We start from the raw sequence: 19,806 nt of genomic DNA, 5'->3' as shown, positions 1-19,806 counted from the left end.
TATGTCTTCTCTTGGTTTAACTAAATGTACAGTCGCAGTCGCCCAGATGTAACATTATTTATTCAGAATTAATCTAGCAATGAGAACAATATCTTCTAAACCAATTTCACCATCTTTATTGAAGTCCAGTTGTTTCACTTGATTCCATTCAGAATCTTGTTCCGTTATTCCATATGCCTCAACGAGCTTCACTAAGTCTCCAATAGTGAACTTGCCGTCTTCGTTCACATCGCCTGGTTTTGCAACATGAACCGCTTTGCTGAAGGCATTCAGTGCTTGCTTCAATGTTGTAATTGCAGCTTCCAACTCAGCTTGTGTTAATTTCACATTATCCACGGTGGCTTGTGCTTGTTGTAATGCTTGTTGCAGTGCCGCTTTTGCTTCCGCTGGGTATTGGCCTGGCAAGCTTCCCACTTGAGCATTCTCTAAGACTTGTTCCACTTCTGCAATTAATTTGTTCAGATCTGACTTATCAACTTCCTTCACGTCTTGAATCGTTACTTTATATTCTGTGCCGAAACCGTAGATTTCCTCATCCGGCGCATTGGCAAGCTGTAATTCCGTTACTTTAATCGATGTAGCAGCATTTTCTGCCGTTGGCGCGATCGCTTTAAAGCGAAGCTTCACAAGTTTTTTGTTGGATGATTCAGGATTCTTCGATACATTAACGGCGATAAATGTTAGTTCTCCCTCGCCAAGCTTATATTCAACAATGATGAATCCTTCTTTCTCGCTCGGTTCAACGAAGCCTTCAAATTGTACTTGGGCAGGATCGAATTGTAACGTTACCTCCTGAGCTTGATATAACTTTGTCCCTTCAGATAGACCATAGGTTAACTCAAAACTTTCTCCAATTTGAACTTGTTCCGGACCTGCCAATACAGCTTGATCGCTCGGATCCTCTTTGATCTCGGCGGCCTTGAATTTAGCGATTGCCGCATTCAACTGTACCACCGCGGCATCTACCGATGCCTGTGAGGCTATCGTGTCGGCCTCAACCGCTTCCGCCGCCTCGATAGCCGCTAGAAACTCGTCCTTCGCCACAGCCGGGTACTGACCGGCTTGATCGCCGACCACGGCCGCGTCATGAAGCTGTCTCGCCCCGGTAATCGCGCCCGTCAGCTCGGTTTTGTCGGCTTCTTGCACGGTTGCCCCCATAAACTGCATCGGACGCAGCTCCCTATAATCTTTCGAAGAGCCTATTCCGCCGCCCCATTCGAAGAACTCTCTCCGTCCTGCTCCGTCGTTCTCGTTGAACAACAAGCTGAAGCTCATCATTCCCTTATCTGGATGGACCGGAGCAAGCTCGCTCCACGGAAGGGCAATATAGTAATACGTATATTTCGTTTCTTCATCACGGATCACTTTCGCTTCCACATTCGTCACATCTCCCACTTCGACGCCCTGCGGAGTGCTCCAGCGGTGGACGACACTCTGCCCGTTCGGACAAAGTGCAAATCCGTACTCGTACTTATCGGGTATCTCCTTACCCGCAACGCCTGAGAAGAGAGCAAACTGGATCCCGTCGCCGGTCCAGGATGAGGACCCGCATTGATCCTGATAATGGATGTCATCCTTAATCTTGGCGGTCAAATAGAAATGCTCCTCATCCCAGTTCAACCAGAAATCGCCGCTTAAATCATCCGGCCCCTTCCAGCCTCTCACCCGATTGTTGCCCGTCTCAATTAAATTCAGAGCGTATCCGGGAACCTGGACTTCCTGCAAGCGTTCGCCGGAAGCCGTTTTCTTGATGATCGGATTGAACTCGGTAGAGCCATCCAACGTTATGGGCGCCGTTTCTTTAAAATTCAACTTCACTTGGTAAGCATAAGGTTTGCCGTATGCAGGAATCGGAATATCTACGCTGCCCCGCCACGTGGAAGCAGGTGGAATTACTTCGTTATACGTTTGCGAACCGGAAAGCTCGCCCAACTGCCAATCTAAGCTCGTTAGCGTATAAGCGGACACGGCTGAATTGTTCGTATAAGAGATTTTCAACTGGCCCGTCCGATCGTCCATAGATACGATATGCGGCTCGACCGCCATGCCGAACGGCTCCTCGATTCGGGCGTTCACAAGCAAGTGAGCGCTGGGCTTGCCGTCTACTTTCACATTGGCAATATAAGTCCGGCTCCCAATCTCTGGAACCGCAGGTAGAGTGATTGGTACGTCAAGCTGCCCGTTCGCCGGGACGGATACAGTCTGCGTGACGCCGGCCACTTCAACCTCAGCTACCATCGCTGTAGTGCTGCCCGTATTATCGAGCTTTACACGTATGCGAACATGATCGTTCACGGCCGCAACAACGTCATCCGCAGAGAATAAGCCGCCAGCATGAATGCCGGAAATGTTGCCTTTTACATAGAACACCTGATTGCCAAGCTTTAAATAGACTTTGCCATTCAAAGGCATAAGCGTCTGCTCTTCTCCAGTGAAATCGGTTACGATAACAGGACTATCCGTCGTCAAGACAACCTTTTGCGGGGTAAGAGACCATAGAACGCGCAGATCTTCGCCATTCTTGCGGAACAGATAGCTCCTTACGTTGCCGTACACCTGCTCCTGCTCAACATATTCCCCACCGGTCAGCTGCCTCGTCTGAACCGCGTAAGTTGCAAAAGCCGGCTTGGCCGTATAGGCGCCCCGTCCATCTTCCTCGTTTACGATAATACCGAAGTTATGCTCCCGGTTCTCTGCGTCTGTACCGTCATTTTTCAAATCGTACCAGGTGATATTTTCCGCGCCTTCGGAGATCGCTAGGACATTATAACGGGCAAGGTATTCCGCTTGTTTATCCACCGAGATGCCATCTCCGCCCAACTTCGTATGCCAGCCCATCTCTGTCAGCCAAAGCGGTATTTCCTTGCCAGAAGTATTATATTTTGCAATCAGCTTGTTCAGCTTGTCTAAAGCTAGATCGCCGCCCTCTGGGATTTCCGGAAAACGGTACGGGTGAACGGAGACGCCGTCCAGATAGTTCAGACCACCCAGCGCAAACAATTCTTCAATCCAGTCGTAAGGAATGGTCACTCCGGCAGGTCCGATCACGCGCACATCCTCGCGAAGCTCCTTTATAGCATTGTACGTCTCTTTCAACAGCGGAAAATAATACGACGCAGATGCTCCGCCGCCAAAGGCGTTATATTCGTTCCATACTTCAACCTTCTTGATCTGATCACCGTAATGATTCAAAACGGCACGCGCGTAATTCGCAAAGCCTGCTACCCCTGCAGGGTCTTTAATATGAAAACCGCCGGGATATAGGTTATTGTTGTAGGTCAGCACGATAAACGGCGAGATTCGGTGCTGCTTTAAGGCTGCCATATACGTTTCGTACTTCTCCGGGAATTGATAAACACCCTTTTCCTTCTCAATCCCACCCCAACCAATCTCGTCGCGTACCATGCTGACACCCAGTCTGGAAACGAGCGGAATCAGAATAGGGTCCCAATTCTGGCCGAAATGGGTCGCAACGCCGAATGGCGAAGGTTGGTCGGCGAGATCCGCGTTGGGAGCGAGCACTGTAACCGAAGTCGTCGTGTTCTTAACGATTTGTTCTCCGTCTTTGGCCGTTAATTGCAGTTTATAGTAACCTTTATCCAGCGACGGCAGCGGGAGGGTCAGGTTCCCGTCATTGCCGACGGAAGCCGATCCGTTGCCGAAAGGAGCACCCCAATAATTTTCCAGTTTCCAATCGACCCGTTTAGCAACCGTTTTCAAATCAATGCTAATTGGTTCTCCCACAAGAAATACATTTCCCGTCGTCGTTGGAATAATCTTCATATCCCGCGTCTCTGGAACAAATTTGTTCACGGTGACCGCCGAGATCACGACATCCTGAGCCGTATCTACGGATGCTTTGGTATAATAAATACGATAATCCGTGCCGTTGGCACGATTGGAAAACTTGGCGTGAGGCAGAGTGACGATACTCGTCTTCCATGTCCCTGAATCCGTCAATTGAATCGGGTTTGCTTTTGTAAATCCGCCCTTTATGGCATCATACTCAGTCACAATCGTGCCTTTGCCAACATCGAGGTAAGTCACCTCAACTTCGATCGGCAAATCCACATCGTAAACATACGTATCGTCTACATTAAAATATAAGTACTTCGCGCCATTAGCCGTGTCCGTCGTCCAGCCTTCCTGCTCTGATCTTACAACGATCGGCGCCTTATTTTTGGCATTGTCTCCCGGGAACACATTAATTCCCTCGTACTTCCAGTCGCTATTTAACTGAGCTTTCACTGACTGCGCGTCGCTGTAGTTATCCAAAGGCCGGATTGAAACCTCTCTGAAATAAACGTCCGTCTCACTGGTGCCCATTTCGCCCGACCAAACGCCCAGACGCATGACTCGCTTCAAGTCCGCCTGAAGCACGATAAACCGCTCCTTTTTCCAACTGTTCGTACCCGTCAGTCGGATATGCTTCATATCACGCCAGCCGGTATCATTCAGGTAGGACAAGGCGAACTTCCCAACAGGTCCGTCAAAATATTCAACCGTCACTTCGACGCGATGATCTCCTCTAGAGACGAATTCCTCATCGGTCACTTCCATATAAAGAAAGCTGCGGGAATTGCTTTTATCCGTGCGCCAGCTGTCCTTGCCTCCTATGACTTCGGCCTTGCCGCTCTGGTCGCGCAATTGCGGATCTCCTGGAAACATATGCAAGCCGCTGAATACGGGATTCGCACCTAATGTCGCCGTAACAACCTCATGACCTTGCTCCGGATCGTCAGCTTTCGAAACCTTAATGGAGCCGATGACGACATCTTCCCCGATCCCTGCCAATCGAATTGTCGTATAGTCGGTGTCCACTGGCTGAAAAACATGTGTTTTCCACTCATTTGTCCCTGTCAGTTGCACCATATCCGAATCAGTACTGCTATTTGCCGCGGAGAAACGCAAATTAAATTTGCCTGTGCCGCGATCGAAATAGTCGACTGCGACTTTTTGATTTTTCCCACTTCCATATGAACTGTCGAGATCAAAGTACATATAGGCGTAATTATTGCTGATTTGCGTAGACCACCCCTCCCTCGAACCATAGGAGACTATCGGCTCAGCGTACTTTTCATTACCGCCCAGCCGCACTTTAATACCCTCATAGGTCCGGTTGCTTTTCAACACCGCCTGCACCGAACTTGCCGTGCTGTAATCCGGCAGTTTGGATACAGTCACCGATTTAAAGAAGACATCCTCTTGGCTGCTCCCCATCTTGGGTCCGTACAGGCCCAGACGCATTTTCGTAATCAGAATGCCATCGGAAACGTAAAATCGATGCGTCTTCCAAGTGTTGCTTCCGGTAAGCTGAACATATTTCTCTTCCTGCCACCCGCCTTGCTTTAAATACATCAGATTAAATTTGCCGGTCCCTCCATCGTAATAATCAACCGAAACCTCAACCCGGCTCTGCCCTTCGACAAAAAAGCCAGAAGCCGCATTCAAATACATAAACTGAACTCCTCCGCTTTTGTTCGTCCCCCAACTTTGCTTACCGCCTTTCACCGCCGCTTGCGGGGACGTAGAATTATCCCCAGGCAGCACCGTCAATCCATTAAAAATAGGATCGTTTCCTAGTTCCGCATATATCACATCCGGCGTATTTGCGGACGCCGATATCCCACCTGGCGGAATAAGTCCTCCGGATACCAATAATACGGATAACATGACGAACCATATACGAATTGCCTTTCTGCTAATATTCATTTCGCACCTCCTAGAATGAATGATTGCGTTCCATCAAACAGATCAGTCGCAGCTCTTGGTAAAGCGCTTTCATTTTTATGTTTTGAACTAATCTCATCACCTGTTGCTCCGGCATGAACATTTGTATTGCCGGAGCAAATCACCATCAGAACACTGACTACAATCATCATTGCTCGTCTCACACATAACTTTTTGCTTGCTATAATAATCGTTTATCCTTTGACCGCAGAACTGGAGAACCCTTGAATAATATACTTCTGGCCAATAAAGAAGACGATAAGCAGCGGTACGACACCTGCTGTCGCGGCAGCCATCATCATGTTATAGTCCACTCCCGCTTCCAGCATGAAATTCTGCATACCAAGCGGCACCGTAAACAATCTTTTGTCCAGCAAAAAAATCAAAGCGTTTTCATAATCGTTCCACGTCCATGTAAAATCAATGATAGCGAAGGTTGCCAGAACCGGTTTGGAAAGCGGTAGAAACAATTGAAAGAAAATCCGGAAATGGCCGGCTCCATCAATGAAAGCCGCTTCAGATATTTCATGGGGAATGCTCATAAAAAATTGCCTGATCATGAAGACGCCGAATACAGTAAACAAGCCCGGAAGAATGAGCGCCCAATGGGTGTTATAAATATTCATCCAATCAAACATGATAAATTTTGGGACAAACAATACTTGCTGCGGAATCATCATCAAACATAGATAAAGCATAAAGATGGCATCCCTTCCCTTGAAGGGAATGCGGCTGAAGCCATATGCGGCAAATGCGGCGAGCAATGGAGCTCCAATCATTAAAATGATCGATATTTTCAAAGAGTTTAAATAAAATAGAGCAAACCCGTCGCCAGTCATCCAGACTTTAAAGTGGTTGGTCCATACAGGATCAAGTGGAATCCACTGAATTGGAAAAGTGAAAACGTCCTTCGGCATCTTGAACGAGGTGCTGATCATCCAGATCATTGGCGACAACAGCAGTAGACTCGCTAGTGCCATGAAGATCGTATTAAAGCTCTTGATTATTCGTTTTCTGATTATTCTGTTATTTATTATTTCCATTGTGCGTCTTCCCCTCCGTTAGTAATGAACCCACTTTTTCTGGCCCGCCCACTGAATAAGCGAGATGCAAAGGATGATCAGGAACATGGTCCACGAGACGGCTGACGCGTACCCCATTTCATAAAAGCTGAACGCTTTCTTATAGGCGAAAATAGAGAAAACCGTCGTACTATTGGCAGGGCCTCCCTGTGTGATGGCATAAATCATGCCAAAGCCCTTGATGGAGCCGATGAAGCCGGTAATCATCAGAAAAAAGGTGGTAGGACTAACCAAAGGAAATATAATCAGACGCAGCAGCTGCCCAAACGTCGCTCCGTCCATCCTTGCCGCTTCCAGCTGCTCTGAGGACAATTCCTGCAGCGCGGCCAAATAAATAATCATATTGTATCCGATTCCGCCTGCAGTCACCATGATCAGCACCGCATACATCGCTGTATCCGGGGAAGCAAACCATAGGGGAGGCTCGGAAATACCAACTGATCGCAGGAATGCGTTTATTGGACCGTTGGAAGGCTGAAATAGCACCATCCATACAAAGGCAATAGCGATGCCGCTGGTAAAGTACGGAGCGAAAAAGAACGCACGCAGCGTTTTCTGGAAATATGTCCGGTTGTTGAGTATGACAGCAATTAGAAATCCGAGCATAATCGAAATCGGTACAGGGACCAACAACAGCAAGGTATTTCTGACTGATACAGCAAATAAATCATCTCTCACCATCATTCTAAAATTATCCAATCCGATAAAACGCGGGGGTTGCCCGCTAGCGAATACCCAATCCGTAAACATTAAATAAAAGGAGAACAGAGCTGGAACGAGCATAAACACCATCATTCCGATTAGATTGGGAGCAATGAATACATAACCAATCAGCCTCTGTCGCTTCATCCAACTCACGATCGGTCACCGCCTTTCTCTATTTATAATGTAGCTTGCAGTATCCAGCAACTTGCGGCTAAGGGGATGCGGCGTTATAGGTTCGCTCCCCCTTAGCCTGACGACTTTATTTAGATGATGCTTGCAAATTCCCGTTATGCACCCGCGCTAATTCCTTCGCGCCTTCCTCAGGAGTCAGCTTTTGGGAAAACACGTTGTCATAAATTGCCTGCTGCTCGCTGCCTGTCTTGCGGTCCAGACGGCTCAGACCGAGTGGAAGGCTTCCGAACATGACCCGCTTAATCGAATCAAGGTCATAGGTGTCCTCCACACCTTTGAACATAAGGGCAACAGCCTCATCGACTGGAAAGTCCTTGGATGAAGGTACTCTTCCGCCTGCCGCCATCGGCAGCATGCCACCGTCCGCATACCACTTGATAAATTTCCAGGCGGCTTCCGGATGCTTGGTGCGGGGATTGATAGCAACCACGTCTCCTAAGCCGCCAGCGTTAATGTAATCGGCTTGATCCATGTTAACCTTGGGAGCCGGCGCCGCCGCCACCTTGAACGACCGTGGGAACTCTGCCACATTGTTAGTCGTACGGAAAATCTGGTTCGTGGAAAATAGCATTGCGCTTTCTCCCTTCACAAACATCTGGTCCAAAGCGGGCTTCGAAGTAATTTGCTCCGTATGAGGCATCAAGCTTTTATCCGTGAACATCATGTCCGAATAAACCTGAAGCGCTTTGACCGTCAACGGATTGTCGAAAGCTGAAGTACCGTCCGGATTCGTCAGCTGCAAGCTTTGCTTCAGCATGGAACCGTTGATAGGCACATTAAAGTAATAATCGCTTTGCGCCAATCCCCAAACCTTATCATCCTTCAGCTTGGCAGCATAATCCCTGAACTCTTCCAGTCCCCATTCCGTAGGAACAGGCAGTCCCTTGGCATCGAGCATGTCCTTGTTCAACCAGACAAAGGATAAGCCTTTCTGGGTAGGAACGCCATAATACTTATCGTCCACCTTCCAAAAGGCAGCACCTTCACCCATTTTTTCGTTCACATCATAGTCAGTGAAACTGCTTATATCAAGCGCGTTTCCTGCTTTTATACGCTTCTCGTAAAGGCTGTAATCATAGTTTACATACATGTCTACGGGCTGGCCGGACATGAGTGCCGTATCCAGCTTCAGATTGCCGGCTTCATCATTGACGAACCGTACATACTCCACCTGAATATCCGAATTTTCTTTGTTCCAGTTGTCGACAACCTCTTGGGGTCCGTTCTCGGCCGGCACAGCTCCCCACATCGTCAGTTTGACCGGATCTGCGCTTGCAGTTGCAGTGGGCTCGGCGCTTGCGGATGTCGTTGGTCCCTCTACTCCCCCATTGCTGTTACCGTTTCCGCCACAGCCAGCAAGCATCAGAGACACCGCCACAATCGAAGTCAAGCCTGCAACCAACCTCTTTCTGTTTCTCATCTTTCTTGTAACCTCCCTAATCGGATGTTTAATACATCCCAACTATACCAACTCGCTCTTGGGTCTATAAGAGACGAAACTTGCGGATTGGCTGTATAAAACTTATATATTGTTCTCTTTCCTAAAGGAGCTGGGGGTTTGTCCAACCAAGCGCTTGAACACTTTGATGAAGTACGCATCGTCAGTGAAGCCCGTCTGGCTCGCAATCTCTTCTACACTGAGCTTGGAATGCAGCAGCAGACGTTTGGATTGTTCAATACGAATGTTTCGCAAATAGGCGATTGGCGTCAATCCCGTTTTTTTGCCGAATACGGTGCTCAAATAGTCTACATTGATTGCTACCAGACTAGCCAAATCCGTAACTTTAATGTTCTCCCTGTAATGCTCCAGCATATATTGAATCACCCGGTTCACCTCTGGATGGTCTGTATAGCTTATATGCTCCTCCTGCTTCTGCCGAATAAGCTCCCGTATTGCTTGCAGCATAAGCGCAAGCAGCGATTCATGGCTTACGGCAGAGTAGATGTCTGTCCTATCCTCCGATTTTCGTCCTGCCAGCATCGTCACAACATGAAGGAGGTGGGCTGCTCGTTTTTTCACTTCCACATGAGAAAATGACGAGTCTTTCATGCACGACCAGATCAGCGTTGTGGCCTCCGTGCATTTTGGTTCATTCCTCTCTTCAAAGCAGCGAATCAACTCAGCCTCCAGCTCCTCCATTGGCACCTTCACGTGTTTCTCCCCTATCGGATCATTATCACGACCGTACCAATCGCCGTTTAATTGATTCAGCGCATGGAGCCAATCATCGGACAAACGGGACAAGTTGCTTATAGGCGTTGTTTCAATCATCCGCTTGGACCGGATCTGGCTGACCGATTCTGACTTCATCTGAAAGCTCCAGCAAAAGAAAGTGGTCTGACCCGCATCATGGAAGATTTGGACAAGCAGATATTTTTCCGGCCGGATCCCAACTTGATCCATGCGAGCAGGTGCGGCACCGTTTAGAGTGACTACAATCTCTAATCTCAGACTGCTGAATTTCTCCACCGCCAAGACAAGCTCCGCTGCATCTGCCTGAACCGATACTCCTGTTCTCAAAATAACCGCCCACTTGCGGTGATAATAAGGAAAAAGCGCCTCTCCAGCCCCTTTAAGCTCTGCAAGCAATTCCTCCTTGATTCGTGCCAAACTTTCCAGCAAAACATCATCATTTAAGGATAGTTTCAGCAAATAGTTGGAAGCTCCGTATTGAAGCGCATCCCGTGCATAATCGAACTGGTTCATAGCCGTCAGCATAATAAAGCGGCTGCGTATACCAGCTTTCCGTGTTTCCTTCAGCAATTCAATTCCGTCCATACCAGGCATAACTATATCGGCGATGACGACATCCGGCTTCAAATCCACAATAGCCGAAAGCGCCTCATTGCCGTTGCCCGCTTCGCCGACAACACAAAAACCATGGCTTTCCCAGTCTAAAATTTCTCTGATGGCTTCACGAACAAACACTTCATCTTCCACCAATAAAATCGTCCACATGTCCGTCATCTCCTTTCTGTGAATAAGGCGCTGCAATTAATAATGGCATACGTATTCGAACGAGGGTTCCCTCCGCGCCCGATATAAGTTCAATCACACCCTCACGCTTAAAGAGCAGCTCCAGCCTTTCTCTTAAATTGTTTAGTCCAATCCCGTGTCCGCTGCGTCTCCCCTTATTGCGGGCTGCCTCTTCCATCCCAATTCCGTTATCTTCCACTTCCAGAACAAGCTCGCTCCCCTCCGCTCGCGCCCTGACCCATATGGTGCCACGACCTTCAGACATGTTAAAGCCGTGGGCGATAGAGTTTTCTGTCAGAGGCTGCAAACTAAATTTGGGAACAAGCGCATACTGCACCGATTCCTCTGTTTCATATTCGATTGTAAATTGTTCTCTAAATCGAAACGCCTGTATGGATTCATAGGATCGCAGCAAAGTAATCTCTTCTTTAAGAGGAATCAGCTCAATATCGGAATTAAGACTAGCCTCCAATATTAAGCCTAATGAAGTACAAATACCCGCAATGGCGTCCTGTTTCTCTTTTCTTGCAATCCATTTGACAGTGTTCAACGTATTCAAGAGAAAATGCGGGTTCATTTGGTAGAGCAGCATTTGAAAACGGACTACCTGCTTTTGCCGCTCCTCCTGTTTCAGCTTAGCAATTAGCAGAACAACATCATCAATCATTCGGTTAAAGCTATCGCTTAGCGAACGAATTTCATCTGTTGCACCTTGGTTGATCGATATTTTAACATTCAGCTTCTTGTCCGACGCCTCTTCCATGCTTCGTTTCAAAACATACAACGGCTTCGTTATTCGGGATGCCAAAAAGAAGGTTACCGTGATGAAAACGATTACCAGAATAATGAGAAACATATAGATCATCAATCTTAATTGCTTCACTTCACGCTGAAGTTCACTTAAGGGCATTTGACTAACGACATACCAATCCAGCTCCTCCACATAACTGTAATTGACAAGTGACAAAGCGCGTTCATCTTTGTAATGTCCATTTTTTGCATGTGAAGAAATGATCCTTTTCATGCTGTCCACACTGAAAGCGGATTCCTTATTTTGTAAAATAATTTCTTCTTGCCCGGTAAAAATGGTTAGATCCTGATTGACCGGATTATCTTTTAGCGTATTGTTGAACCATTCCTGAATGTTGATGCTGATACGTGCTAATCCATAATTTCCCCGCAGCTCGTCGTCCAGCATCGTATACAGACTTAGCAGCTTACTTCCTTGACTTCCTCTTACATCATTCCAGTCGTTCGCCACCCATCGGTAAGGACGCAAGCCGATTTGCAGCTTATTTTGCCACTCCTGTAATTCTTTCCGTTCGTTTGTCAACTGGTCATTGGGAGCATAGGAGGTGTATACATTGCCATTACGGTCGATAAAACGAAAATACAGCTCCGTCTGATGGAAAAAAAAGCTGTTGTTGATTCCGAACATTTTGCTTTCTATTATTTTCTTTCGTACAAAAGGATCATATTTATCAGGAGCGTGCATAATCTGGATCAGGCTTTCATCCTGGCTCAGCATGGTATTTGCTTTATATGAAAATGCCATCATATCCGTCAAGGATATATAAACCTGCTGCATACGCTCAGACATGCGGTCGATCATATCATTCTGCCGAATCGTTTCGAAATGCTGGAAAAGATAATAAATTGCGATGCACAAAGGAAGCATCAGTAATGTGATATACGCGATAAACAGTCTATATTTCAACGTATTTGGGAGCCATTTTCTCCTATATTGCATCATTTGTGTATCATTCACTCCTCATATCGTTTTTGAGCCTATCAAGCGCACCTTTCATTTTATCACACCCAAAAACTGAACCAGCAGATTAAAAACTTGTATTTTTATATAACAATTCTTAGAAATTGAGCACTAAAGAGATTCATCTCGTCTAACAGGCTTATCCAGCTTGGGTTCTCCTAGACTTGATTTAATTGCTGATGAAGGTAACTCAATGAAGACGTTTAGCGTTGGATTCAGACAGTGTGCTCCCTCATTCGATACAGCTTTCTCAGTTCAATCCGTCAACACGAATTGACGCTGTGGTTCACTCATTGGGCATTCCAACATATAAAAAAAATCACGCCCAATGGACGTGATTTTTTTATTGGTGCAGTCTAGGGGAGAATCAGCACTAGCCTAATCACATTAAATTACTTACATTTTCATCTGGATAGTTCGGTAAATTACATTGAACTTATCCTTTCACAATTTTGAAAGAAATCCTAAGAACTTATTTTCATAATAAGAATGGATGCATTTGAATTGATTTGAGATCCCCCAGCATTGGTTTGTAAAGTAACGCTAGAGGCGCTGGAATGATTTCTTAAAGTTAGTACATCACTAGCGGCAGCAGTAATAATAATCATGCCTGGATTAGATTGAGTACCAGCACCCGAACCATATACACTTCCGCCAACAGGGGCACCATTCTGATACAAGGTAAATTGATTACTTTCTACTGCAGTTACAATATAATAAACGGCATAGTCTCCAGCGTTATTTATCATAATTTGTGATGTATTCGGTGTATGGGTGATGTTATTTAGATTACCATTGCTATCGAAAATAATATCCGTTTCTACGGCCACTGACTGGCTACCTGTATTGAATACATAACCATAAGCTGACAACCCTTCACCTGTCGCACCTGTCGCTCCTGTTGCTCCCGTTGCTCCTATTACACCTGCTACTCCTGTCTCACCTGTCGCTCCCGTTGCTCCTGTCGCTCCTGTTGTTCCCGTTTCTCCTGTCGCTCCCGTTACTCCTGTCGCTCCTGTTGCTCCTGTTGCTCCTGTTGTACCCGTCGATCCTGATAATCCTGTTGCCCCTGTCTCACCTGTCGCTCCCGTTGCTCCTGTTGATCCTGTTTCACCTATCGCTCCACCTGGATTTCCTGTTGGACCTGTTGCTCCTGTAACCCCAGTTGGACCTGTTACTCCCGTTGCTCCTGTTGCACCCGTTACTCCCGTTGCTTCTGTTACTCCCGTTACTCCCGTTACTCCCGTTGCTCCCGTTGCTCCTGTTGCTCCCGTTGCTCCTGTCTCACCGGTTTCTCCCGTTGCTCCTGTTGCACCCGTTGCACCCGTTGCTCCTGTTTCACCTGTCGCTCCTGTTGCTCCTGTGACTCCTGTTTCACCTGTCGCTCCCGTTGCTCCTGTTGCTCCCGTTACTCCTGTCGCTCCTATGACTCCTGTTGGTCCTGTTTCACCTGTTGCTCCCGTTACTCCTGTCGCTCCTATGACTCCTGTTGCTCCTGTTTCACCTGTCGCTCCTATGACTCCCGTTGCTCCTGTTGACCCTGTTGATCCTGTTTCACCTGTCGCCCCACCTGGATTTCCTGTTGGGCCAGTTACTCCTGTAACCCCAGTTGCCCCTGTCACACCTGGATCACCTGTGGCTCCTGTTGTTCCAATTGGACCTATCATTCCTGACGCTCCTGTTGCTCCTGTAACCCCAATTACTCCTGTCGCTCCTGTTGCTCCTGTTGCTCCTGTTGCTCCTGTCGCTCCTGTAACCCCAATTGCTCCTGTTGCTCCTGTTGTTCCCGCTACCCCCGTTGCTCCCGTTTCTCCTGTTGCTCCTGTTGCTCCTTTAACACTCGCTGCTCTTCGCTTTGCTTTGACATTTACTATAACTTCCTGTCTAATACCGCACTTACAATGCCTTTTATTACACTTTTGGCATCGTTTTTTTCTAAATTGAAAATGCCTGTGATTGTAACGAGCAAAACGTTTTTTTACTGTTATCTTCTTCAGTAATCTCATCTCCTTAGCTGCACCATATGAATCAAAATAATGTCAGGACGCCATTATACAAAGCCTTCCTAAACAGCGATAACCAAGGCAATATCATATTAGACTAATCCTTGATCCCATCCCTGACTACGACCGTTTTCCCTCCAGAACTGGTTTCACATCTACACTATTTATTAATAAGGACGAGTCAGCGCCGCTGGCTTGTCTAGCCCATTTGAGAATCAAAAGTTTGGTTAGCTTATCGATGTTTTGAATCTTCACTTACTAAGCCACGCCAAATAAACAAGTAAATTGGGCTGGTGTTATTTTAAGCAGCTTCGGATTGCTTGAGCCATGTGCTGTTACACTCCGCACACTTTAAAAACAACTCACCCGGTAAGCTCCGTTTTTAATTTAAATAATCACATCTCTCATTGAGCAATTGCTTACTCTGTCATTTAACATAAGGCACTGTATATCGTATGAAGGACATTCGTATAGGGCATGGGCCAATGTTCTAAAATGAATTTTATTACATGATGGTTTGTTCCTTGGAGATCTTTTGACTCCCCCCTCGGACTGCATCCCGGAGATCGTCCCCCTGGCATTCTATACAAAAAAACGCCACCACGCTTAGACACTCCTTCAAAACAGTTTGGTCATCAATTGCTTATTGCCTTCTTCTAACCCTCCTTCTGAAATAAGTCAATCCTCTCGCCAATTCGACTCGATTAGCCTTTAATCGACAAAAGTATACCAAACTACGATAAACAAGAAACAAACAGACTCATCCATAAATTTCTTGTTATTGACATGCGAATGGTTTCAATGATATATTGTGCATGCACAACATACACAATCCGCAAAGGAGTTGATTATATGCTTGCTTTAGAAATAAAAAATTTAAATAAAAAATATGAGCATTTTCATTTAAAAGACGTATCTTTTCAACTGGAAAAGGGTTATATTATGGGATTTATCGGAGCCAACGGCGCAGGAAAAACAACGACAATAAAAGCCATTTTGAATTTGATTCATAAGGATAGCGGCGAGATTAGTATTTTGGGCAAGGAGATGACCAAACACGAGCTCGAATTAAAACAAGAAATTGGCTCTGCCTTTGGTGACATCAATTTCTATACTCGAAACAAAGTCAAAACATTAACTAATGTAATCAAAAAGTTCTATCATAATTGGAATGATGAAGCCTATTACAATTATCTCAAGAGATTCAATTTGAATGAAAACAAAAAAATAGCTGAATTATCAACCGGGATGAAAGTGAAATACAGCTTAGCCATCGCTTTATCACACGGTGCAAAGCTGCTTATTCTTGATGAACCAACAAGCGGACTTGATCCGGTGGCAAGGGACAATTTATTGGATATTTTTCAGGAACTAGTGGAAGATGGTGAAATCAGCATCCTGTTTTCCACTCATATCACAACTGATTTGGAAAAATGTGCCGATTATATTACTTTTATCGATAACGGACATATTATCAACAGCTCTGAGAAAGAAGAATTTATTGATACCTACCGCTTGGTGAACGGGAAAGAAGAGCAATTGGATTTGATAAAAGACCAGTTAATTGCCTACAAAAAGAATTCATTCGGCTTTACAGCCTTGATCCATACTAAAGACTTTGATCCCTCTTGGAATATTAAATCAACTTTGCCTAGTCTTGAGGAGATTATGATCTATTTCGCGAAAAAGGAGATTGTGCATGTATAATTTACTAATGAAAGAATTAAAGCTAGGCGTAAGCCCATTCTTTTATATCATGCCTTTTTTGACGGGTGCTTTAATGCTAATTCCCTCATGGTTATATTTCCTTGTCATCCTCTACTTCTGTTTCCTCACGATACCGAATATGTTTGCAGGGTATAAATCTCAGAATGATTTGATATTTACAAACATGCTGCCTGTAACCAAAAAAGACATTGTAAAAGCAAAGGTATACGTTATTGTTATCCTGGAATTAATGCACATCATTGTTGCCATGATTTATGGTTTGATTACTATTCGCTTATATCCAAATCTGACCTATTTTTTCTTCAAACCATCCTTTGGTTTTTGGGGACTATGCTTCGTTATGATTGCAATCTTCAACATTATCCTTATATCGATGTATTATAAAACAGCCTATAAATACGGCGCAGCAACGATTGTGTCCATTACAGCTGCGATACTGTTTGCAGGAGGCGCAGAATGGCTCGGAATACAGAATTCATTTGTGTATGATCTTTTCAAAGGAAATGGTACTGATCATTTGGGAATTCATCTATCCATCTTGTTCTCGGGCATCGTCATATTTGCGATATTTACGATAATCGCTTATCATATTGCAATCAAACGTTTTCAGAAAGTGGAAATTTAATGAACATAGCTATTTCGAACTCATCTGATAAACCGATCTATCAGCAGCTTTTTGAACAAATTAGCGCACAAATTCTAAAAGGTGAACTAGAAAATGGTTACAGCTTACCTCCCATACGACAAGCCGCCACAGAGCTTCGTGTTAGTATCATTACCGTAAAAAAAGCGTGGGAAGAGCTTGAACGGCTTGGCTTGATTTATACCGTAACCGGCAAAGGCTGTTTTGTAGCCGAGCTCTCCCCTGATGAGATGCTGAAAAAACGCAACGAAATGATTATGAAGCAAATGGTTCTAGACACTTCCTATTACAAAACCTTCGGCCTTACTTTAGAGGAAGTTTTCGAGCTTTTGAAGGAAATTTATTGAATAGGTTTAAAACAAATCAACCACGTCCTATGGGCGTGGTTAATTTGTTTTATTGGTGAATTCCACTATCCTTACCCAAATAGATTGGACAGTTCATCTGCATATAATAGCACTACTGCAGCAGCTATTAAAAGATTCAATATGGCAGGGAATATTTTTCCGATTTGATGTTTGACTCTGAAATGCGTGAGGCACGCCAATAGCATCATGACGCCCACCAATAATGCGGTCCATGCCGCAATCCCCGCATACCAATAGCCGACAATGAGTCCTATGCAGGCAACAATTTGAACGTAGCCCGTAATGACGCGAAACCATTGAGGAAGTTTAATCGAATCAAACAGTTCAACCTGATGTTTTGCTCCAACAATCTTGCTTCCTCCAAAAAAAGCCATAGAAAAAAGCAGCCAACTTTGAAGAACAATGGCTAGTATATGCATTTAAAATACTCATCCTTTCTATTTTTTAATAAGACACCATTTGGTGTCCTATTTCATAATAGTACACCCACATATGTCTTGTAAAGCATTTATTACGATGTAATTTATGAAAATTTTATCCATTTAACGGTTTGGATTCTTAATACTCCGCATGCCAGCTCATCATAAAACATGACGCTTTTATTTTGGCAATATTTTAATGGTGCATCTCCTCATAAGCTATCCACCTAATGAACAGAAAACCACGTCCGATGGACGTGGTTAATTTGTTTAGTATGGTGGAGCTTAGAGGATCCCTGATACCTACCAGCTAAACGATCTCCTCCTATGGTTAGTTTCACTGCTTCGATCAACTTCCAAAGAAGCCTTTCTGCCCTAGAATATCACATGTAGCATTCCATAATTTACTTTGCATCTCCTTCAATCCCCCAGGATGCACGGGTACTATGGGATCACCGGCTCCTACATTATAATATCCGCCCGATTTTCCCTGATAGTTAGGATCAGTCATTAGAAGAATAATGATATCGGCTCCTCTTCGCGGATCTCCAATACGAAAGAAATGGAGTAAACGCTCCAGCATCGGGGCAAACCATAGTTCTCTTCCCAGACCCGTAACATTAAATCCCGGATTCAGTGCATGAATGCTGATTCCTGTTCCATCCCATTGACGTGCAAGTTCAGCAGTAAACATAATATTTAAAAGTTTGGTTTTCCCGTATACCGCGGATGAGCCTCTAGAAGTAAAAGGAGCTGTATCGAGTAAATCCGCTGGTATCTTAAGCTCTCCATGACGGCGAGAAGCCTCAGAAGCAACATTAACAACAGTTGCACTTCCTGCTTTTTTCAAGGAATGATGCAAGAGATGGGTCAATAACCATGGCGCAAAATAGTTCACAGCCATCATTTCTGCTAATCCGTCTGACGTAATCCTCTGTTCAAATGCATGAAGGCCAGCGTTATTTAATAACATGTCAATCTTGGGAACTGCGTCTGATATTTCTTGACCCAAACGATTGACATCCTTCATTGATGACAAATCACCATAGAAAAAGTTAATTTCAGCTGTTGGTGTCCGCTCCTTGATCATTTTTTCAGTTGCTTCTGCACGACTCTTACTCCTCGCCGTTAGAACAAGATGAGCGCCTCGCTTAGCCATTTCGATTGCAACAAGCTGCCCCAAGCCACTTGTAGCGCCAGTAATTACAATTATCGGATTTGCTATCATCTTCATTCTCCTTTATATGAACTGCATGTTTTTCACGGTCATTTTGACATCTTATTGCTGAAAATATATAATTGATATATATCAACTATATATAAGTGATTGATATATGTCAATTAAATAAAGAGTGTGCTTTCTTTGAAAAATCCAGGTTAGGTGGTACCAATAATGAATGAAGAACGTAAAGACACGCTGAGAGGACAATTAGAACTGAAGCTCGGCGAACAAATTAACGCCCTCATTAGCGCCTCACATGCGCTGAATGTCAGAACTTCTGCTTATTTCGATTCCTCAATACAACCTGCGGCTTTCCATATTGTGAGATGGCTGTACTCCCATGGTCCAACAAGCGCCTCTATTTTGGCAGATTCAACTGCTATGGACCGAAGCTCGGTCAGCCGTCTCGTCAAACAACTAGAGATTTTGGGTTATGTAAAAAGGGAAGGCTCTCCGGATGATCGCCGAGCGATACTTCTTACTCTCACAGAACTTGGACGCAAAAAAACATTTGATGCTCTGCGGGATAAGGAAAACGTATTTTATGAACGCATATCCCAATGGGATAATCAACAACTTGATACATTTATCGAAATGCTTAAGTCCATTAATGGATTTGAGCAAAATAATGATATCCTTTGAATTGCCCAAGGCTAAAAAATGTACGACATGATCCTAAAAAATCGCCTAATTGGGCTTGCTCGATCATTGGATATATTTCCTTCGAAGCCCTTCACTTCCTTACGTCCGTACAAACCGGACTTCTGGGATCGCCCCTTGCAAGGCTCCACCAAACAATAAATAAACCACTTCGGATTGAACTGCACCCCCATTGTTAGACACCATCTAACATTGGAGGTGCAGTTTTTCTATGAAAAAATTCAGTCCAGATACAAAAATACAAGCAGTCACGCGTTATTTAAATGGAGTGGAAAGCCTTAATACGGTTGCGAAATTATATCGTAT

14 protein-coding genes are annotated in these 19,806 nt (G+C 45.0%); 4 read left to right on the top strand and 10 right to left on the bottom strand.

What is annotated here, in order from left to right; all coding sequences use genetic code 11:
* Positions 1 to 54: 54 nt before the first annotated feature.
* The 8 genes from AC1DOV_RS10050 to AC1DOV_RS10015 form a co-directional block, all read right to left on the bottom strand.
* Positions 55 to 5,712: a hypothetical protein gene (locus AC1DOV_RS10050; RefSeq protein WP_477549821.1), complete on the bottom strand. Its 5,658-nt coding sequence runs from the start codon at positions 5,710 to 5,712 to the stop codon at positions 55 to 57.
* The gene (locus AC1DOV_RS10045) at positions 5,709 to 5,882 is read right to left on the bottom strand and encodes a hypothetical protein (protein WP_477549820.1); all 174 of its coding nucleotides are present in this window, start codon (positions 5,880 to 5,882) and stop codon (positions 5,709 to 5,711) included. Before AC1DOV_RS10045 ends, AC1DOV_RS10050 begins: the two co-directional genes overlap by 4 nt.
* Before the next feature lie 42 nt (positions 5,883 to 5,924).
* Positions 5,925 to 6,773, bottom strand: coding sequence for a carbohydrate ABC transporter permease (locus AC1DOV_RS10040; protein ID WP_477549819.1), 849 nt, complete (start codon positions 6,771 to 6,773; stop codon positions 5,925 to 5,927).
* 18 nt (positions 6,774 to 6,791) lie between these two features.
* Positions 6,792 to 7,661: a carbohydrate ABC transporter permease gene (locus tag AC1DOV_RS10035; protein WP_477550042.1), complete on the bottom strand. Its 870-nt coding sequence runs from the start codon at positions 7,659 to 7,661 to the stop codon at positions 6,792 to 6,794.
* A 115-nt stretch (positions 7,662 to 7,776) separates the two neighbouring features.
* Positions 7,777 to 9,129 (bottom strand): ABC transporter substrate-binding protein, encoded by a 1,353-nt coding sequence (locus tag AC1DOV_RS10030; protein ID WP_477549818.1) that lies wholly within the window; start codon positions 9,127 to 9,129, stop codon positions 7,777 to 7,779.
* Positions 9,130 to 9,231: 102 nt separating this feature from the next.
* Positions 9,232 to 10,668, bottom strand: a complete 1,437-nt coding sequence (locus AC1DOV_RS10025) for a response regulator (RefSeq protein WP_477549817.1) — start codon at positions 10,666 to 10,668, stop codon at positions 9,232 to 9,234.
* Entirely contained in the window at positions 10,640 to 12,439 is a 1,800-nt protein-coding gene (locus AC1DOV_RS10020) for a cache domain-containing sensor histidine kinase (protein ID WP_477549816.1), read from the bottom strand. The genes AC1DOV_RS10025 and AC1DOV_RS10020 overlap by 29 nt, the downstream gene beginning before the upstream one ends.
* A 482-nt stretch (positions 12,440 to 12,921) precedes the next feature.
* Positions 12,922 to 14,463, bottom strand: coding sequence for a BclA C-terminal domain-containing protein (locus AC1DOV_RS10015; protein ID WP_477549815.1), 1,542 nt, complete (start codon positions 14,461 to 14,463; stop codon positions 12,922 to 12,924).
* Positions 14,464 to 15,312: 849 nt separating this feature from the next.
* Here AC1DOV_RS10015 and AC1DOV_RS10010 point away from each other — a divergent pair.
* The 3 genes from AC1DOV_RS10010 to AC1DOV_RS10000 are packed head-to-tail and all read left to right on the top strand — an operon-like array spanning position 15,313 to position 17,178.
* Positions 15,313 to 16,167 carry an ABC transporter ATP-binding protein gene (locus AC1DOV_RS10010; protein ID WP_477512839.1) on the top strand — a complete coding sequence of 285 codons (855 nt, stop codon included), beginning with the start codon at positions 15,313 to 15,315 and terminating at the stop codon, positions 16,165 to 16,167.
* The gene (locus AC1DOV_RS10005; protein ID WP_076270473.1) at positions 16,160 to 16,813 is read left to right on the top strand and encodes an ABC-2 transporter permease; all 654 of its coding nucleotides are present in this window, start codon (positions 16,160 to 16,162) and stop codon (positions 16,811 to 16,813) included. The genes AC1DOV_RS10010 and AC1DOV_RS10005 overlap by 8 nt, the downstream gene beginning before the upstream one ends.
* On the top strand, positions 16,813 to 17,178 hold the full coding sequence (locus tag AC1DOV_RS10000) for a GntR family transcriptional regulator (RefSeq protein WP_339203969.1): 366 nt from the start codon (positions 16,813 to 16,815) through the stop codon (positions 17,176 to 17,178). The genes AC1DOV_RS10005 and AC1DOV_RS10000 overlap by 1 nt, the downstream gene beginning before the upstream one ends.
* Positions 17,179 to 17,249: 71 nt before the next feature.
* Here the strand turns inward: AC1DOV_RS10000 and AC1DOV_RS09995 are convergent, their stop codons facing one another.
* Both AC1DOV_RS09995 and AC1DOV_RS09990 read right to left on the bottom strand, forming a co-directional pair.
* Positions 17,250 to 17,618: a DoxX family protein gene (locus AC1DOV_RS09995; protein ID WP_441880843.1), complete on the bottom strand. Its 369-nt coding sequence runs from the start codon at positions 17,616 to 17,618 to the stop codon at positions 17,250 to 17,252.
* Between the two features lie 349 nt (positions 17,619 to 17,967).
* On the bottom strand, positions 17,968 to 18,846 hold the full coding sequence (locus AC1DOV_RS09990; protein ID WP_477549814.1) for an SDR family NAD(P)-dependent oxidoreductase: 879 nt from the start codon (positions 18,844 to 18,846) through the stop codon (positions 17,968 to 17,970).
* Between the two features lie 165 nt (positions 18,847 to 19,011).
* On the opposite strand from AC1DOV_RS09990, the gene AC1DOV_RS09985 reads away from it, so the two are divergent.
* Positions 19,012 to 19,482 carry a MarR family winged helix-turn-helix transcriptional regulator gene (locus AC1DOV_RS09985; RefSeq protein ID WP_477549813.1) on the top strand — a complete coding sequence of 157 codons (471 nt, stop codon included), beginning with the start codon at positions 19,012 to 19,014 and terminating at the stop codon, positions 19,480 to 19,482.
* Positions 19,483 to 19,806 lie beyond the last annotated feature (324 nt).

It is taken from the genome of Paenibacillus sp. 01T47 (assembly GCF_056398245.1).
The sequence above is the reverse complement of the archived record's forward strand: the minus strand, read 5'-3'. Positions and strand labels throughout refer to the sequence as shown.

What these genes read in the sequence shown, in the direction of transcription:
- AC1DOV_RS10050 (WP_477549821.1), bottom strand. Translation starts at nt 5,712, where the DNA reads ATGAATATTAGCAGAAAGGCAATTCGTATATGGTTCGTCATGTTATCC.
- AC1DOV_RS10045 (WP_477549820.1), bottom strand. Translation starts at nt 5,882, where the DNA reads ATGATGATTGTAGTCAGTGTTCTGATGGTGATTTGCTCCGGCAATACA.
- AC1DOV_RS10040 (WP_477549819.1), bottom strand. Translation starts at nt 6,773, where the DNA reads ATGGAAATAATAAATAACAGAATAATCAGAAAACGAATAATCAAGAGC.
- AC1DOV_RS10035 (WP_477550042.1), bottom strand. Translation starts at nt 7,661, where the DNA reads ATGAAGCGACAGAGGCTGATTGGTTATGTATTCATTGCTCCCAATCTA.
- AC1DOV_RS10030 (WP_477549818.1), bottom strand. Translation starts at nt 9,129, where the DNA reads ATGAGAAACAGAAAGAGGTTGGTTGCAGGCTTGACTTCGATTGTGGCG.
- AC1DOV_RS10025 (WP_477549817.1), bottom strand. Translation starts at nt 10,668, where the DNA reads ATGTGGACGATTTTATTGGTGGAAGATGAAGTGTTTGTTCGTGAAGCC.
- AC1DOV_RS10020 (WP_477549816.1), bottom strand. Translation starts at nt 12,439, where the DNA reads ATGATGCAATATAGGAGAAAATGGCTCCCAAATACGTTGAAATATAGA.
- AC1DOV_RS10015 (WP_477549815.1), bottom strand. Translation starts at nt 14,463, where the DNA reads ATGAGATTACTGAAGAAGATAACAGTAAAAAAACGTTTTGCTCGTTAC.
- AC1DOV_RS10010 (WP_477512839.1), top strand. Translation starts at nt 15,313, where the DNA reads ATGCTTGCTTTAGAAATAAAAAATTTAAATAAAAAATATGAGCATTTT.
- AC1DOV_RS10005 (WP_076270473.1), top strand. Translation starts at nt 16,160, where the DNA reads ATGTATAATTTACTAATGAAAGAATTAAAGCTAGGCGTAAGCCCATTC.
- AC1DOV_RS10000 (WP_339203969.1), top strand. Translation starts at nt 16,813, where the DNA reads ATGAACATAGCTATTTCGAACTCATCTGATAAACCGATCTATCAGCAG.
- AC1DOV_RS09995 (WP_441880843.1), bottom strand. Translation starts at nt 17,618, where the DNA reads ATGCATATACTAGCCATTGTTCTTCAAAGTTGGCTGCTTTTTTCTATG.
- AC1DOV_RS09990 (WP_477549814.1), bottom strand. Translation starts at nt 18,846, where the DNA reads ATGATAGCAAATCCGATAATTGTAATTACTGGCGCTACAAGTGGCTTG.
- AC1DOV_RS09985 (WP_477549813.1), top strand. Translation starts at nt 19,012, where the DNA reads ATGAATGAAGAACGTAAAGACACGCTGAGAGGACAATTAGAACTGAAG.